This is a genomic window from Acidobacteriota bacterium, from assembly GCA_016196035.1.
GTDB lineage: Bacteria > Acidobacteriota > Blastocatellia > RBC074 > RBC074 > JACPYM01.
The window spans coordinates 49,587-67,669 of the sequence record JACPYM010000008.1 but is presented as its reverse complement, the minus strand read 5'-3'; the positions used below and the strand labels follow the sequence as shown (position 1 = coordinate 67,669).

The 18,083-nt window shown below is 57.0% G+C and carries 11 protein-coding genes; 6 read left to right on the top strand and 5 right to left on the bottom strand.

What is annotated here, in order from left to right; genetic code table 11:
* Positions 1 to 30: 30 nt before the first annotated feature.
* The 5 genes from HY011_03380 to HY011_03360 all read right to left on the bottom strand — a co-directional run bounded on the left by HY011_03380 (position 31) and on the right by HY011_03360 (position 5,591).
* On the bottom strand, positions 31 to 948 hold the full coding sequence (locus tag HY011_03380) for a LysR family transcriptional regulator (GenBank protein MBI3421956.1): 918 nt from the start codon (positions 946 to 948) through the stop codon (positions 31 to 33).
* Between the two features lie 650 nt (positions 949 to 1,598).
* Positions 1,599 to 2,165, bottom strand: coding sequence for a tRNA (adenosine(37)-N6)-threonylcarbamoyltransferase complex ATPase subunit type 1 TsaE (gene tsaE, locus HY011_03375; protein ID MBI3421955.1), 567 nt, complete (start codon positions 2,163 to 2,165; stop codon positions 1,599 to 1,601).
* Entirely contained in the window at positions 2,165 to 3,811 is a 1,647-nt protein-coding gene (locus tag HY011_03370; GenBank protein ID MBI3421954.1) for an NAD(P)H-hydrate dehydratase, read from the bottom strand. The genes tsaE and HY011_03370 overlap by 1 nt, the downstream gene beginning before the upstream one ends.
* A 64-nt stretch (positions 3,812 to 3,875) precedes the next feature.
* The gene (locus tag HY011_03365; GenBank protein MBI3421953.1) at positions 3,876 to 4,226 is read right to left on the bottom strand and encodes a hypothetical protein; all 351 of its coding nucleotides are present in this window, start codon (positions 4,224 to 4,226) and stop codon (positions 3,876 to 3,878) included.
* 90 nt (positions 4,227 to 4,316) lie between these two features.
* Positions 4,317 to 5,591 carry a Gfo/Idh/MocA family oxidoreductase gene (locus tag HY011_03360; protein ID MBI3421952.1) on the bottom strand — a complete coding sequence of 425 codons (1,275 nt, stop codon included), beginning with the start codon at positions 5,589 to 5,591 and terminating at the stop codon, positions 4,317 to 4,319.
* 284 nt (positions 5,592 to 5,875) lie between these two features.
* Here HY011_03360 and HY011_03355 point away from each other — a divergent pair, with 284 nt between their 5' ends.
* The 6 genes from HY011_03355 to HY011_03330 all read left to right on the top strand — a co-directional run bounded on the left by HY011_03355 (position 5,876) and on the right by HY011_03330 (position 18,007).
* Positions 5,876 to 6,523: a YdcF family protein gene (locus HY011_03355; protein MBI3421951.1), complete on the top strand. Its 648-nt coding sequence runs from the start codon at positions 5,876 to 5,878 to the stop codon at positions 6,521 to 6,523.
* A gap of 451 nt (positions 6,524 to 6,974) precedes the next feature.
* Positions 6,975 to 7,826 carry a prephenate dehydratase gene (gene pheA / locus HY011_03350; GenBank protein ID MBI3421950.1) on the top strand — a complete coding sequence of 284 codons (852 nt, stop codon included), beginning with the start codon at positions 6,975 to 6,977 and terminating at the stop codon, positions 7,824 to 7,826.
* Between the two features lie 63 nt (positions 7,827 to 7,889).
* Complete coding sequence (gene aroF, locus HY011_03345; GenBank protein ID MBI3421949.1) at positions 7,890 to 8,909, top strand: 3-deoxy-7-phosphoheptulonate synthase; 1,020 nt, start codon at positions 7,890 to 7,892, stop codon at positions 8,907 to 8,909.
* Positions 8,910 to 8,921: 12 nt separating this feature from the next.
* Positions 8,922 to 9,296 (top strand): hypothetical protein, encoded by a 375-nt coding sequence (locus HY011_03340; GenBank protein MBI3421948.1) that lies wholly within the window; start codon positions 8,922 to 8,924, stop codon positions 9,294 to 9,296.
* Between the two features lie 335 nt (positions 9,297 to 9,631).
* Positions 9,632 to 13,597, top strand: a complete 3,966-nt coding sequence (locus tag HY011_03335; protein MBI3421947.1) for a TonB-dependent receptor — start codon at positions 9,632 to 9,634, stop codon at positions 13,595 to 13,597.
* A gap of 420 nt (positions 13,598 to 14,017) precedes the next feature.
* Positions 14,018 to 18,007, top strand: a complete 3,990-nt coding sequence (locus tag HY011_03330; GenBank protein MBI3421946.1) for a carboxypeptidase regulatory-like domain-containing protein — start codon at positions 14,018 to 14,020, stop codon at positions 18,005 to 18,007.
* Positions 18,008 to 18,083 lie beyond the last annotated feature (76 nt).

Genomic DNA, 18,083 nt, shown 5'->3' with positions numbered 1-18,083 from the left:
TGATAGCCAGCGCAGCGGCCAGCGTCTATCTCACTTACTCTTCGGTTCGCCCTCCGCCATCGCCTGCAATTTAGCTTTGTGGCGTAAGATATAAGCAATGAACGCGCGCGCCGGCGAGGGTTGAAAGCGCCCCAATGAAACCATTGCCACCGAGCGCCGCAAACGGTGACCAGTGATGCGTAACTGCGCCAGCTTGCCCGCCTTGATCTCTTCCATCACAGTCCAAGAAGGAACAAGTGACACGCCGACGCCACGTTCGACCATCCGTTTGATAAAGAACGTATCGTTCGATTCCAACGCCAGATCAGGCCGCACGCCGATTTGGTCGAAAAATTGATCGGTCGCACGCCGAATCGAAGCACCACGCTCAAAGAGAATAAAGCGCTCGTGTTCGATCTCTTCGACCGTTGCTGCGCGCTTTCTCGCCAGCCGATGTTCGCTACTGACAGCCAGCACCAGTTCATCGTCAAAGATTTTTGTCACCTGCAAGTTTGGTGAATACACCGCCAAGGAGGCGAAGCCCACATCCGCCGCGCCATTCAAAATATCAGCCACGGTTTGTTCTGTGCTCGCCGTCGTGCGAAAAGCCAAATCAACACCCGGATGCGAATCCATGAACGATTCAAACAGCGGCGCGAACAGATAAACAAAGGCCTGCGTCGCCGCCGCCACGCGCACACGCCCTTGCGGTTCGCTAGTGCGGCCCGAGACGCGTTCGCGCAAGGCTTCGGCCTCATCCAGAATACGTTCGACGTGTTCGAGCGCGAGCTTGCCGGCCTGCGAGAGCTTCACGCCGCGTTTGGCGCGGATGAATAACGGCTCGCCCAATTCCTCTTCCAACGCTTTGATCTGATGGCTGACGGCGGATTGCGTCAGGTGCAAGCGTTCTGCTGCGCGCGTGAAATTGAGCGTTTCGGCGACTGAGCGAAAAGTACGTAGTTGTGTCATTTCCATCTGGACTACCCCCACAGAGCGAACCCCAAGTCATTAGTTGATTCGATGACCAGGATTAGAACAATGAATTGGACAAATGGCAAGCCCGCTCGCATACTCACGGTCGAAAAGAGCTTCCAAGCACCCGGCAGCAGTCTTCGGTAAGGGATTTTAACTAGACTGACGAAGGGGGCAGCCGGAGAAGGAGCGAAACGGGATCGGGTTTGACTTCTAATTTTGAAGCGGCCCGACTGACGAATTGAACGACCAAACAGAGTCGTCTCAGAGGCATCATTCGCAAGGAACGCAACTTTGCTGGGATCAAATTGCGAATCTCTGAAAATAACGCGCCGTGTGGCCGTGTCCGCGTGCGCCAAAACGAGCGCGGCGCGGTTACGCAGCGCTGCCTGAAGCATACTCTTTCTTATACCTGCTCTTTCATAAACCGTTGGGCCGAAAGCAAGCAAGGATTCGTTCGGCACAACGGCAATTGTCTTCATAACCGGCGGGTCAACCCGCACGGCTGTGTCGAATGCTCTTGCCCGTGTGCAGACGTGGTAAGGGCAATGCTCATTGGCTCGTTAAGCAACATCATCAAGTCGTCCTGACAATAGGCTGCGGAATAACTTCCGCAGCCTAATTTTTTGCGACCACCAAAGGTCGGCTTATTCGTGAACAGTTGCTGGGTTGAGTGGCTGAACACTGATCTGCCGCACATCCTCGCCGCCCTCCTCAATCCGCACTTGATAAGCATCTTGGATGGGAAATGAACCTAGTACTCCATCAAGCTGTAAGTGATGGATGCTGAGAGCGCATCCGGGATGTAGGGCGGGATTAAATCCCGCCCTACATCCCTCATTTTCAGCTTGATGGAGTACTAGCCGCTCCGGCCATTCAATCAACACAACGGTGTCCGGCTCACCCAGTAATTCACTCAACCCCAATTCGAAAACCTCAGCCGCGTGGCCAGCCAGGCGATACAGATCAAGGTGGTGCAACTTCAAGCGGCCTTGATGCGCATTGACCAGTGTAAACGTAGGGCTGTTGACCTCGACCGGATCAATGTCCAGGCCCGCCGCGATGCCTTTGGCAAAGACGGTCTTGCCTGCGCCCAGATCGCCTTGCAGCAGGAAAACAGTTGCACGGTCGAGCGCCTCACCAATGCCATACGCCAACTCAAAGGTCTCTTCGGCAGAGTGCGTAGTGAATTGTCCGGTGGGAATTTCAGGCATTAGAGCGTGGTGATGGAACTGAATTGGCCGCGTTCCGCCGCACCGCCAACTTGCAAAATGGCTTCGCTCAAATGGGCGATCAAGTCAGAAGCAATTAGCGAGCGTTGGCCGAGTTTGGCCGCAGCAAGATCGCCGGCGAGCCCGTGCAGGTAAACGGCGGCAATGGTCGCTTCGAGCGGCATTGATGGATGTTGTGCAAGCAAACCGGCAAGCAGGCCCGTCAACACATCGCCCGAACCCGCCGTCGCCATTCCGGCATTGCCGGTCGGATTGACGTAAACCTGGCCGTTGGGCGCGGCGATGAGCGAGCGGCTGCCTTTGAGCACAGTAATGACGTGATGTTGCGTGGCGAATGCGCGCGCGATATTCAGCCGGTCGGCGTTGATCTCGGCGTTGGTCTTGCCGGTCAGCCGCGCCATCTCACCCGGATGCGGCGTGATGATGATTGGCAACTCGTCCGTGCCTTTTAGTTCAGCGGACCAGGGCGCGCGCGCGTTCAAACCATCGGCGTCAATGACCAGTGGAGCAGTGCGGCGTTCAACGAATTCGCGCACGAAGTGGCGCGTGCTCTTGTCGCTGGCCGACAAACCGGGGCCGAGCGCGAGTACAGTGCGCTTGGCCGCCAGTTGCAAAGCGCGGTCGAGTGAGGCGTGCGTGATCGCGCCCGCTTCGTTTTCGTCCAAGCCCTCGGTCATCACTTCATTTTGGCATTGCGTGACAAGCAAGACTTGGGCGGATTGCGCCGTGGCAACGGTGACGAGGCCCGCGCCGGCGCGCAGGATGGTTTCGGCGGACAGCGCCGCTGCGCCGGTTTTGCCGCGCGAACCGGCGATGAGCAGTACGTCACCGACAGAGGTTTTGTGCGCGTGAGCCGGACGGCGCGAGGCGTCCAGGAAAGCTTTGATTTGTTGTTCTTCGACGAGGTTGAGTTGCGAACCGACTTCATCCAAAAGCCATTCAGGTGTGCCAATGGGCGCGATGACCAATTTGCCGTTGGCCTCACAAGCGGGCGCCAGGACGTTACCGATTTTGGGGCCGGTGAAGGAAACGGTGAGATCAGCGCGGACGTGCGGACCGATTGGGTATTCATGGTCGGAAGAAAGGCCGGAAGGGATATCTACTGAAATCACCGGGACATCCTTAGCAAAGCCGTTGATGCAACTAATGGCGCTCGTCAACAGACCTTGTGCAGGTTTCGTTAGTCCTGTGCCGAACAACGCATCTATCACGAGATCGGCACCGGGAGCCATAAAGTCCGCCTCATCGGTCTCTTTATTTACCTCGGTGAATGAAATTGAATTACGGAAGAAGTTTACTTTGTCAGGTCTCTCGCCAGAGCATTTCACGGCCTCAAAATTCGCGCGTGCTGCGTCTTTTGTATCATCCAGTTTGCCGAAGAGAAACACCTCTATATGCGCCGCACCACGTAGCCAAAGCAGCCGAGCAATCACCGCTCCATCCCCACCGTTATTGCCTTTTCCGCAATAGACGGCAACCCACTTTCCTTCAACTGGCCCGTATTCTTTGAGAATCGCTTCGACCACGTGACCCCCTGCCGTCTCCATCAACGTCGCATAGGGAATCCCGCAACGTTCGACCGTCAGCCGATCCAACTCGCGCATTTGTGCCGCCGTAAAAATCTTCATCGTTTATGCATTATCGCCTGCCACAAAAAGAGCGCAAGAAGGCCACATGCTCTTTGCCTCCGCCTCATTCATCTTCGCTGATTGGCACTGTGAGCCCGTAAAGGCGTTCTTCGGTGGCGCTGAACTCGTCGAACATGCCGTCAAACTCGACGGGCGGATATTGGGCGTTGATTTCGGTGCGGCCCCGCCAGGATAGATGAATAACGGTGAAGCGCGTAGGCTCATCCAGGTGGCGAAACAAGACGTCATCAGTTGCCCCTGCGCGCCAGGCAAACGTCTCGACCGCGCGTCCATAAAGTAAATGGCCGCGCGGCAACTCCTGTTGAAGCTCAGCATAGAGTCCCTGCGCGGTCGCCAAATCAGGATAAAACCAACCTTCGGGTAAGAGTGGCCGAAAGGGTGTGCTCTGGCTCATACGCAACGAAGGTTAATCTCTGGTTCGTACTAACGAAAAGGCGCAAGCGGACGTTCCGCTTGCGCCTTTTGATTAGAACTGCGCTGGCGATTAGTCCGCCTTCGATTCGGGTTTGAAGCCGATCTTCTTGTTCTCGTTCCACAGTTCGTTCCAGTTCAGCGCCGCTTTGCGGTAGGCCGATTCACGTCCGAGAATCGCAGTGAAGGTGCTTTCGACGCCGTACTTGGTGTCGTTGCGGTACTTGTCTTCGCCTTCGCCCTTGCCCAGCACGCTGGCGACAAAGGTGGCGGCCTCTTGATCGTAGTGCTTGTCGTCGCCGCCTTCGTATTTGTAAATCGGCGCGGGATTAGGGTCTTTACGGGTGGCGAGGGCTTCGATGCGCACGCCGCCCGTGCCACCTTTACCGGCCGTGGTGGTGAAGGTGCCTTTGGTGCCGCGAATCGTTTCCGAAACGTCGCCGACCACGCCATCAACTTGCACGCAAGTGTTCGACGAGAGCACGCCGTTGGCGTACTCATACGTGATCGCAAAGTGATCCATGATGTCGCCGAGGCCCTCGCGTTTGTCGGTCAGGCTGCAAATGCCACTGGCGCGCACAGGGGGCGCGCCCATGAACCAGTTGATCACGTCAATGTTGTGAATGTTCTGCTCGACGATGTGGTCACCGCAAAGCCATTTGAAGAAGTACCAATGCTGGACTTCAAAATCCATCTGCGATTTCCAGTCAGCGCGTTTGCCGCGCCGGTCGGGCCAGATTTTGCCTTGATCCCAGGCTGAATGTGCCATCACGGCCTGACCCATTCCACCTTCGTCAAAAATCTTCTTGGCGGCGCGATAGGCTTTTGAATAGTGGCGTTGCAAACCGACCACAACGGTCAGGTTTTGCATTTTCGCCTTGTCGCCCGCTTCCATCACCATGTGGCAGCCGGGCACGTCCACAGCCAGCGGCTTTTCGGCATAAACATGCTTTTTGGCGGCGACGGCGGCTTTGAAATGTTCGGGGCGGAAGCCCGGCGGCGTGGTCAGCAACACGGCGTCCACTTTGGAACCGATGACTTCTTTGTAAGCGTCAATGCCGACGTGAGTGCGGTTGGCATCCACTTTGAAACGCGTGGCGGCCTTGTCCGCCTGGGTTTTGAAATAATCGCCGACGGCGACAATCTTGGCTTCGCCGGTCTGTTCCAGCAACTGGGCGTCGCGCGTGCCTTGGCCGCCATTACCGACCCAGCCGATTTCAACCATCGAATTGGCGGTGGTGCCGCGCACCGATTTCGCTTCGACAATCGTGAAAGCTGAAGCGGCGGTCACAGCCGCGGTGCCTTTGACAAATGTCCGGCGTGAAACGAGGTCTTGTTCTTTCTTCATAAGTCGTCCTCTCTATTTGGTCAATTTGGAAGTTAAAGGCGCAGCCGCAAAGCCAGCGCCAGCCATTCACAATGATTTACGTTTGAGCAGTGGAGTGCGGAAATCGCGTCAACCATCCCAACCTGGGATCTCAACCTAGTGCAGTCGCGCGCATTGTAGTCAATCGCGGTTGAAGTGGTAAAGCCAATCTCAACGTCAAGTGACATTCAGCTTGACAGCTTTGGCGAGCAGATAGTTTGATAGCGCCCGCCCCGGCATTTCCGGTTTTCTCCTCTGGTGCTTTAATGACAAGTCGTGCGCGTTTTTTCATTGTCATTGTCCTGCTCTTGCTCACAGCGCTTTTCCTGTGGGGCATTCATTTTGAAGTTCATAGTTATGACCGGCGGATCATCGCCAATCCAGCACGGTTGAATATCGAGAACTGGCCGCGCCCGCGCGTGGCGGTCGTATTCGGCGCGAGCGTGTTCAGCAACGGGGAACTCTCGCCCATGCTGGAAGACCGCGTGGACACGGCCATCGAACTTTATCGCGCCAAACAGATAGACAAGATTTTGGTCTCCGGTGACAATCGTCATCCCAGCTACAACGAACCCAAGGCCATGTACGAATACCTCATCACGCACGCGGTGGATAAGAAAGACGCGGTGATTGATTATGCCGGGCGCTCGACTTACGAAACCTGTTTGCGCGCCAAAGAAGTCTTCGGATTGCGGCACGCGGTGCTGGTCACGCAACGTTATCATTTGCCGCGCTCGCTGTATCTGGCGAACGAATTGGGGCTAGATGCGGTTGGCGTCGCCAGCGACATCAAGCTCAAACACGAAGTGGATTATCAGCGTGTGCGCGAATGGGCGGCTGAGATCAAAGCCTTTTTCAATCTGCGCCTGACGCCGCCTGAGACCGTGTTGGGCGAACGCCTGCCGATTAAATGAGCCAAGCCGTTTATAGGTATATTCAATTTGCTTATCGCCTACGACCCTAGCCTTTCTTGACAGCTTCTGAAGCCATCCGCATAATGCGCTGCGTCTTGATACTTTCACCAAACAGTATGAATTCCAGGCTGACCACAAATCGAAAGCTGAGCAAGCGTGCCGCGTTGTGGTCCTGGTCTGCGCGCTCCTCCTTCGCGTTTAGCTTCTATTTTTACTTTAGCAACGACAGAAGGGTCGGAGGCTCGCTCATCTAACGCCTGACGCAAAAGCGAGATCAACCGAACGGCCCTTCTCTCCAAACGAGAGAAGGGCCGTTCGGTTTTTATAACAGGACGGCACCGCGCGCCTGGACAAGCGGAGACGGTGCCGTTGAGACAATGCGCCGGAGTTGACGCGCCGCTTGCCTACGCGCGCGGTACCGTCCCGTTCCAGCGTCCCAGAGGAACCAACCATGAACCCAAATCAAACCGTGGCCTATCAAGGCGAAGCTGGCGCCTTCAGTAGCGAAGCCGCGCGCAAACTGTTGGGCGAGGCCATCGAATTGCTGCCCTGCGAGACGTTTGAACAGATGTTCGCCGCCGTCGAAAACGGCGCGTGCCGCTATTGCCTCGCCCCAATTGAGAATTCGTTGTATGGCGCGGTTCATCAGAATTACGACCTGTTGCTGCAACACGACCAGTTGCGCGTGGTGGGCGAAGTCAATCTGCGCATCGTCCACAACCTGATTGCCGCGCCGGGCACGCAACTCGAAGCAATTGAAAAGGTCTATTCGCACCCGGTCGCCCTGGGGCAATGCCAGCGCTTCTTTGCGACGCACCCCACGCTGAAGGCAGTCGCGGCGTATGACACGGCGGGCAGCGTCAAACTGATTATGCAAAGCCGCGAGACGGGCGCCGCCGCAATTGCCAGCGCCGCCGCCGCCGAAGTTTACAACGCGGAAATTCTGCTGCGCGGGATCGAAGACGACCGCCAGAACTTCACCCGCTTCCTGCTGCTCACGCGCGCTGACGAAGCGGGCGACTCGCCTGCCGCTGCTGACAAAACTTCGATTGTCTTTACGCTGAAGAACGAAACGGGCGCGCTCTTTCGCGCGATGGCAGTGTTCGCTTTGCGCGACATTGACCTGTCGAAGATCGAATCGCGCCCACTTGGCGGTCACCCTTGGGAATATAGTTTTTATGTAGATTTCACCGGCAATCTGGCTGAGGCGCGCGTCCAGCACGCGCTGGCGCATCTGGCCGAATTCGCCCATCACATCAAAGTGCTGGGCTGTTATCAGCACGCGGCGTTGCCGGAAAGCTGAGGCACGGCGGCGCCTTTTCATTCAAACTCTTTTCGACTTTTTCACCAACAGGAGCACACAACCATGATCGTAGCAATGCAACCCGGAGCATCCGAAGACCAGATCAATCACATCTGTGACCGCATCCGCGGCTTCGGCTACGCCCCGCACGTTATCAAAGGCACCGAGCGCACCGTCATCGCCGCCGTCGGCCCCGGTGACAAGAAAGAACACATCGAACACATCAAGTCGGCGGACGGTGTGGAAGATGCTTTTCCCATCCTGCAACCGTTTAAGCTAGTCAGCAAAGAGGTCAAAAAACAGAAAACAGTGATTCGCGTGGGCGATGTCAGCATCGGCGATGGCGGCTTTGTAGTGATGGCTGGCCCCTGTTCGGTCGAAGGGCGCGAACAACTCTTAAGCACAGCCGAACACGTCGCTAAACAAGGCGCGAACCTGCTGCGCGGCGGCGCCTATAAACCGCGCACCTCGCCTTATGAATTTCAGGGCCTGGCTGAAGAAGGGCTGAAGCTGCTGGCGGAAGCGCGCGAAAAGACCGGCTTGCGCGTGATCACTGAAGTGTTGGACAGCGACGATGTCGAATTGGTGGCCGAATACGCCGACATCCTGCAAATCGGGGCGCGTAACATGCAGAACTTCGCCTTGTTGAAAAAGCTGGGCACGATTGGCAAACCGGTGATGTTGAAACGCGGACTATCGGCAACGATCCGCGAATTCCTGCTCTCGGCGGAATACATTGTCGCGCACGGCAATCCCGATGTGATTCTATGCGAACGTGGCATTCGCACCTTCGAGACGGCCACGCGCAACACCCTAGACCTGGCGGCCGTGCCGGTGATCAATGAGTTGAGCCACCTGCCCATCATCGTTGACCCCAGTCACGGCACGGGCAAGCGCAGCTTGGTGCGCCCGCTGGCCAAGGCCGCCGTCGCCGTCGGCGCTGACGGCTTGATGACCGAAGTGCATCCAAAACCCGAAGAAGCCTGGTCGGACGGCCCGCAATCACTGCGCTTCGAAGAATTCACGACGATGATGCGCGAACTGCAACCTTACGTTACTTTGCGTAAAAGCGAGTCGAATTGATCATGATCAGCCGTGCCGACGGCCAGAGGGGTCGTCAGCACGGCTGACCGCGCGCTTGCTTATGCTTCAGTCGGCGTGGCAAAATCCGTCCCGTCCAAAACCGCGCTGTTGATTCCCCAACGCAACCGCACCACGCAAAATATGAGAGTCAAAAAAACGGCATTGATCGTCTGCAACGATGGCAAGGAATACTGGATTACCCAAAAGCAATTCTGGAATTGGGTGCGGATGGGCGTGGTGACGCAAACCGGTGACCGCCCTTTGCAAGGACGCTTTCGTGGCAGAGATGACCAACTCTTAATTACGATCAGCCATACCGTCCTCAATCACGCGACCCCGATTCACACCGCAGAAGTGCTGCAAACCCGCCGCCTCAAAAAGCAATAGACACGACTTCCCAATCAGCCCTGACATTGGGCCAAACAAGTTAGTCATCCGAAAAATTCAACCCTGTCCAAAAAAATGGAGGGGCGGATGGGCTAGCTACAAAGTCACTACCTGTAAGTTGTGATGCTTCAATGCCAGCGACATAGCATTCCTACGGGCATACAGCTTGCTTCCAAGCAGGTGGAAATCCTATCTCTCATCTTCTTGAGACGGAATTATCAGACAACGGAATAATTACCATCACGCGGCCCGGTTACTTGATGGAGCGAAACGTTGGTTCTCTGGTTCACCGGGTTAAGGATGAATCCAACTTTACCTCCAGGAGGCTCGTACCTATGCAAAGCTTTTTCTGTCGGGTTGTCGCCAGCATTTTCGTCACCCTCGTGTGCTGTCTGCCCAGTCTTGGTCAAAGCAGTTCGACTTCCACGCTTGCAGGTCTCGTCGCTGACCCGAACGGCGCGGTCATTCAGGGCGCCCATGTCAGTGTCAAAAACAGCGCGACCGGTTTGGAATTCAAGGTGACCACCGCCAGCAACGGAACTTACACTGTACCCGCGCTTGGTACGGGTGTTTACACGGTGACGGTTGAGGCGGCTGGGTTCAAGCGCGTGATCGTGCAGGATGTCAAAGTGGATGTCGGTGCCCCGGCGACTGCCAATGTAACGCTTGAAGTCGGCGCCGCCACTGAATCGGTCGTAGTGCAAGGCGGCGGCGAGGTGTTGCAAACTCAATCCGCCACCATCTCCACGACCATTTCCACTAAACAGATTGCTGAATTGCCGCTTCAGTCGCGCAATACCATCTACTTTCTGACCATGCTGCCGGGTGTCAGTTCAGCGGCCACGGCCAGCCCGCGTAATTCCACCATCAACGGGCTGCCATCCAGCGCTTACAGCGTGACGCTGGATGGCTTGAACACGCAAGACAACTTCAACAAGAACGGTGATGGATTTTTCAGCTATATCTCGCCCAGTGTGGATGCGATCCAGGAGGTCACGCTCTCGACGGCAACACCGGGCGCGGAAAGTGGTGGACAGGGAGCGATTCAAATCAAGTTCGCCACCCGGCAAGGAACCAATGAATTTCACGGCAGTCTCTATGAGTATCACCGCAATACCGTGCTCAATTCCAACTACTGGTTCACGAACCGCGACACGACGCCCTATGACGTGCAGACGGCCAAGCTTTGTAACGGAGTCCAGGAAGCCTATGACCCCGAAAAATGCAAAGCGCCCCGGGCCGCCAATTTGTTCAATCAATTCGGCGGGCGTATAGGCGGGCCAATCAGAATCCCGAAGCTGTTCAATGGCCGCGACAAGGCGTTCTTCTTCGTCAACTTTGAGGAATTCCGTCAGCCCAACCAAGTGTCGCGCCAGCGCACGATCATGAACACAGATACGCAGAAAGGCATTTTCCGGTATGTGGTGAGTGGCGAGACGCGCACCGTGGATTTGCTGGATCTGGCCCGCCGGAACAATCAGGTCTCGACGGTTGATCCGGTGGTGGGGAAATTGCTGGCCGACATTCGCAGTTCAAGCGCCAACACCGGCGGTATTGTGCCGCAAAGCAATCCCAATTTAGACACGTTCACTTTCAGCAATGGGAGCATGGGGATTCGCTATCTGCCGACGATCCGCTTCGATGTCAATTTGACGAACAAGCATCGGCTGGAAAATACCTATAACTATCAAAGCTATGTGACCACGATTGACACCCTCAATAGCCGTGACCCGCAGTTCCCTGGTTTCCCCAATCACGGCGGCCAATTCTCGAACCGCTTTGCCGATTCGTTGACGTTGCGCTCGACGCTGTCATCTTCGGTGGTTAATGAAGCGCGCGTGGGGCTGAATGGCGGTACCGTACTTTTCTTCCCGGATGTCAATGCCTCGCAATTTTCCGGTTCGGTGGGGAATCAAGCTGGCTTCAATCTCAATATTAGTGCCTTCAGCAGTATCACCACAGCGACGAATACGACCGCGCCCAGCCGCCGCAATTCGCCGATTTGGGATTTCGCCGACAACCTGAACTGGACACGGGGCGCGCACAACTTGAGCTTTGGCGGCCAGTTCACGCAGGTCAATACCTGGCTCTATGATCAAACGCTAGTGCCGACGATCACCTTTGGCCTGGCTTCCGGCGACCCCGCCGCTACCGTGTTCACCACTGCGAACACGGGCTTATCGGGCACCAATCTGACCGACGCCCAGAATCTTTATGCCGTCTTGACCGGACGCGTGACGGCGGTCACGGCCAATGCCGTGCTCAATGAAAAGACCAATAAGTATGAATACCTCGCGCCGCAAGTCCGGCGCTTCCGCATGCGTGAATGGGGCTTCTATGGGCAGGACTCCTGGCGGGTGCGTCAGAACCTGACACTGACCGGCGGCTTGCGCTATGAATTCCAACTGCCGTTCCAAACGCTCAATGACGTATACAACATCACGTCCGTGAACGATCTGTACGGGGCCTCAGGGGCGGGCAACCTCTTCAAACCCGGCGCGACGGGTGGCAGCGCCACCAGGTTTACCCAATACAAAAATGGCGACAAAGCCTATAACACCGACAAGAACAATTTCGCGCCGAGCGTCGGGTTTGCCTGGACGGTTGGCAAAACAGACGGCTGGTTGAAACGCCTCGTGGGCGAGGGCGGACAAACAGTGATACGCGGCGGTTATTCGATTGCCTTTGAACGTCAGGGTGGCGCTTCGTTCAGCGGCGTCTTTGACGCCAATCCGGGTCTGACGCTCTCGGCGACGCGCAGCACGACGATTGGGAATCTGGTTAAGACGGGCGAAGCGCTGCCGGTGTTATTGAGTCAGCCGTCCCGGCTTGGCCCGGCAGATTTCTCGACCGACCGGGCTAGCGCACTCGTGGCGGGTTCAGCCGCCGTGGCTATTACCAGTTCGGCGAATATCTTCGATCCCAACCTACAGGTGCCCTACGCGCAATCCTGGACGCTTGGGGTGCAGCGCGAACTGAGCAAGAACATGGCGATTGAGGTGCGCTATGTGCACACCCTCAATTTGCAACAGTGGGTGACCTACAATCTCAACGAGACCAACATCGTCGAGAACGGCTTCCTCGACGAGTTCAAGAAGGCGCAAGCTAACTTGCAGGCCAATATTGCGAATGGACGCGGGGCGAACTTCCGCTACTTTGGCCCTGGGACGGGCACATCGCCGCTACCGATCTATCTAGGCTATTTCAGCGGCAAAGTTGATCCCAATGTTTTTACCAATTACACGTCCGCCAATTTCGCCGCCGCGAATTTCGTCAATCCGCTGGCGCTTACTAATCCGCTACCTTTCCTACCTGCCTCAACCAGTTCTACGCAGGGGCTGTTGGGCAGTGCGACCTTCCGGCAAAATGCGTTGAATGCCGGCTTACCGGCGAACTTATTCCTGGTCAATCCGGACTTGCAAGGCGGGGCTAATTTCACCGGCAATGGCGGCTACAGCCGCTATGATGGCTTGCAAGTGGACTTCCGCCGCCGCCTGTCCAAGGGACTGCTGTTGGAAAGCAACTACACCTTTGCCAAGAGCTTCAATGGCCTGCGCAATTCGTTCCGTGTCCCGCGTGTCAATGCGCTTTTCACGACCAATGGCGGGACGCTGGCGCAGGCGTTCAAGGCCAACTGGGTTTATGAACTGCCCATCGGCAAAGGCAAATGGTTATTCGGCAATGCTGGCCGCGGGTTGGACCGGCTCGTGGGCGGCTGGGAATGGAACGGCACGGCGCGCCTGCAAACCGGCGCCAATCTCGACCTGGGCAACGTCAATCTGGTCGGGATGACGCGCAAGGATTTGCAGAAGGCCTACAAGCTGCGCTTCGACGATGCCAACAAACGGGTCTACATCTTCCCGCAAGACATCGTGGACAACACTATCCGGGCCTTCAGCGTGAGCGCCACGACGGCAAGCGGCTATCCGCTTGATTCGGCGGGCCAGCCGCTGGCGCCCACGGGCCGTTACATTGCGCCGGCCAACGGCAAGAACTGTATTCAGGCCGTGACCGGTCAATGCGGCTTCACGAACCTGATTATTCAAGGCCCGAATTTCGCCCGCTACGATCTGAGTGTGATCAAACGGGTCAGCATCACCGAGCGCACCAACTTCGAGTTCCGGGCTGAATTCCTGAACGCGTTCAACAACATCAACTTCCTGGGTAACACCAATGTCGCGCCGAGTAACACCGCCAGCAATGCGAATTTTGGTCAGGTCACCTCGGCTTATCGCGATGTGAACAATACCCAGGATCCCGGCGGACGGCTGGTTCAATTTGTCGGCCGCTTTAATTTCTAACGAGCTTCCGGTTCACCCGACCGCGAAGACCACCCACGGAGGAGCGCAGCTTGTTACGCGCTCCTCCGTTTTTATTACTCAAGGGATTTTGATGAATTTCCTGTTTCGCGCAACATCGGCGGAAAGCTTGGCTGAAGCGGGCGATTAAGATCAAATCGCTGTCAGTTTTTATTGCAGGAATTCGGTAATCTGGCTATGATCCCGGCCATTGCTAGCTTTTCTGGTTACGAATTCATCCACATACTAAAGCGCCACCAACGCAAGACACGAAAATCGAATGCGCCGCCAGGCCGTTGTAAGTTACGGCGTGGGTTCTCATTACTTTCGTAATGATTGGTCATCATCACGCACGCGGACAGTGTTTCATACTGCCCGCGTTTGAGCCTATTTCAACACACGACAATCGGAGGTCGCTTACCTATGCAACACAAAATCGTCAATGTCGCCACTGTCTTCGTTCTGCTGCTGGTGCTGCTGGGAGTCACAGCCTTCGGGCAGGTGACCGCACCGCTTTCAGGAACAGTCACTGACCCGAACGGGGCAGTCGTGCCTGGCGCCACAGTCACGGTGAAAAATACTGCCACCGGCGCTGAATTCAGGGCCGCCACGGCTGGCAATGGGACTTACACCGTGCCCTCGCTGGGGCCTGGGACTTACAATGTCGCCATTTCCGCCACGGGCTTCAAATCCATCAACGTGGAAGGCGTTAAAATTGACACGGGTGTACCGGCGACGACCAATGTCACGCTCGAACTCGGCGCGGCCAGTGAAACCGTTGTTGTGCAGGGCGGGGGCGAGGTCGTGCAATCGCAGACGGCCAACATCAGCACCACGCTGAGCGTCAACCAGATTGCCAATCTGCCGCTGGTTTCGCGCAACCCACTCAACTTTGTCACGCTGATGGCGGGGGTCAATACGCCGGGTCAGAATCGCAACTCGACGATCAACGGGCTGCCCACCAGCGCCATTGACATCACGCTGGATGGCATCAACATTCAGGACAATTTCAACAAGTCCACCGACGGCTTTTTCACCCGTGTCGCGCCCAGCCTTGATTCGGTTGAGGAAGTCACCGTCTCCACCGCCACGCCCGAAGCGCAAGGCGGCGGTTTGGGTGCGGTGCAAATCAAATTCGTCTCGCGACAGGGCAGCAATAATTTGCACGGCAGCCTTTATGAATATCATCGCAACCCCTGGCTCAATTCCAACTATTGGTTCAACAACCGCGATCTGCCGGCTGATCCGCGCACCGGCAAAGCGCCCCGTGACCGCGTGCTGTTCAATCAATATGGCTTTCGCGTAGGCGGGCCAATCTGGCTACCGAAAATTTTCAATGGCCGCAACCGAGCTTTCTTCTTCGTCAACTATGAAGAGTCGCGCCAGCCGAGCCAAGTCAGCCGTCAACGCACGATTCTCAATCCGCTGACGCAGTCAGGCGTTTTTCAATATAACGTGTCGGGCCAGGTGCGCACGGTGAACCTGTTGACGCTGGCGGCCGGTAACAATTGTGCACCGCAAGGCGCGACGCCTGTCCCTTGCACTTCAACCATTGACCCGACCATTGGAAAACTGTTGGGTGATATTCGCTCGGCGACCGCCGCCACCGGTGGCATCACGCAATTGACCGATCCGAACCTGCAACGGTTCAGCTATAACCCGACCGGCTTTAGCATCAACAAGCGCCCGACCGTGCGCTTTGATGTCAATGTGACCGACAAACATCACGTCGAAACAAGCTGGAGCTATCTGGATGGCCGCGGCGGGCCTGACTTTCTCAACAACGTCGAGCCGCAATTCCCCGGCTTCCCGAATCAAGGCAGTCAGCCGGCGGATCGCTATACCGGTTCCGTCGCGCTGCGTTCGACTTTGAGTTCGAGCCTCGTCAACGAACTGCGCGCCGGTCTTTCGGGCGGCCCTTCGCGTTTCAATCCGACCGCGAGCGCGGCGGATTTCAGCCAGTCGGTGGCGAATCAGGCGGGCTTCGCCTTCGGCACCGCCGGCAGCACGGGCGGCTTCTTTGCGGCGGCGGGCATCAGCAACCCGACGGCCACCAGCGCGCCCAGTCGCCGCAATCCACTGTACCGCACCGTCAGTGACACCGTGAACTGGACGCGCGGCGCGCACGGCTTCAGCCTGGGCGGCCAATTGTCCTGGGTCACTTTGACGTTTAATGCTCAGACACTCGTGCCTTCGCTCAACTTTGGCGTGGACACCAGCGACCCGGCGAATGCGATGTTCACCACAGCGAACTTCCAGGGTGCCAACACCACGGACATCAACAACGCCAAAGCCATTTACGCCATCCTGACCGGGCGTATCACGGCCATCAACGGCAACGCGCGGTTGGTCGAGAAGACCGGCAAGTATGTCTATCTGGGCAACGCTTTTGAACGTTCGCGGCAGAAAGAGCTAGGTCTTTTTGCGCAGGACACCTGGCGCATGCGTCCGAACTTGACGCTCAATTACGGCTTGCGTTGGGAATTGCAAGGCTCGTTCTATCCGCTCAACAGCAGCTACACCTACGCCAGCATCAACGACGCTTGGGGCGTTTCCGGGCCGGGCAATCTCTTCAAGCCTGCCCTGTCGAGCAGCACGACGCTTCCAGGCCGCGTCACGCAGTTCAATCAATTCAAGGCGGGCGATCAGTCCTACAACACCGACTACAAAAACTTCGCGCCCAGCTTCGGTCTGGCCTGGAGTCCGAATGCCAAGAGCGGCTGGCTCAAACGCCTCGTCGGCGAAGGCGGCCAGACGGTGGTGCGCGGCGGCTACTCGCTGGCCTACAGTCGCCGCGGCATCGGCGAATTCCGTGGAATCATTTCGGCCAACCCCGGCATCACCATCACCACCAACCGCGACATCGCGACGGGCAATCTGGGTGCGCTGCCGTTGCTGTTGCGCGAAACCAGCCGGTTGGGTGCGCCCACGTTCAATGACACACCGGTTTATCCGCTGACAGGCGCGGTGACGAATTCGGCGAATACCTTCGATCCGAATCTCAAGGTGCCTTACACGCAATCGTGGAGCTTCGGCATCCAGCGTGAAATCACCAGGAGCATGGCGGTCGAAGTGCGCTACGTCGGCAATCGCTTCCTGCGTGGCTGGACGACCTACAATCTCAACGCGGTCGAGAACAACATCGCGGAAAACGGCCTGCTCAATGAATTCAAGCTGGCACAGCGGAACCTGCAAGCCTTTATCGCCGCCAATCCGACTTGCGGACAACCCAACCAACCCGCTTGCAGCTTCGCTTACCGAGGTCTGCCGGGGCAGTCGCCTTTGCCGATCATCCTGGCGTACTTCCAAGGGCTGCCGGCGGCGCAGGCGGGTATCGCGACCAACTATACTTCCACTAATTTCACCAGCAGCACGTTTGTGAATACGCTGGCGTTGAACAATCCCAACATCTGCAACTCGACCGGCACAGGCGCGTGCCAGGCGTCGAGCTTCGCCGCCAATCTTGACGCCAGCGCGACCTTCCGCACCAATGCCGGGCGGGCTGGGCTGGGGGCGAATTTCATGCTGACCAATCCCGACCTGCGCGGCGGCGCGAATTTCACTGGCAATGGCGGCTACACTCGCTACGACGGTCTGCAAATTGATCTGCGCCGCCGCCTCTCAAAAGGGCTGTTGGTACAGGCCAATTATCAATTCGCCAAAGCCTTCAGTTCGCAGCGCGTCTCGTTCCGCGCGCCGCGCATCAATGCGCTGGACACCAACACGCTGCGCCACGCCTTCAAGGTGAATTGGGTGTACGGCCTGCCATTCGGACGCGGGCAGGCGTTCTTCGGCAAAACCAGCCGCTTGATGGATAGCCTGGTCGGAGGCTGGGAATTCGACGGCTCCGCGCGTATTCAGAGCGGCCAGTTGTTCGACCTCGCCGCCAGCAATAGCGGCAACTTGAGCTTGGTCGGGATGACGATGAAAGAGTTACGCGACGCCTACAAGCTGCGCTTCGACGATGCGAAGAAGGTCGTTTACATCCTGCCGCAGGACATCATTGACAATACAATCAAGGCCTTTGGCACCAGCGCCACGGCGGCCACCGGCTACGGCGCTTCGGGCGCGCCGACGGGCCGTTATCTGGCGCCGGCTAGCAACGCCAACTGCCTTCAGGTTTACAACGGTCAATGCGCGCCGCAGAACCTGTTTGTCACCGGCCCGAAATTCACCCGTTGGGATTTGAGCGTGGTCAAGCGCGTCAAATTCACCGAGCGTTACAATTTTGAATTGCGCGGCGAATTCCTGAATGCATTTAACAACATCAACTTCTTCAACCCGACCGGCAATGCCTTCATCAACCCATCGAGCCAGACCTTTGGTCAGGTGACGACGGCTTACACCGATTCGTCCAACACGCAAGACCCGGGTGGACGGTTGGTGCAATTGGTCGCTCGCTTCAATTTCTAAAACTTCCGGTTCACCCAATCGGACGGGGAGGGGCGCGGCAGGTTGCTGGCACGCCCCTCCCGTTTTTTATGGTGCA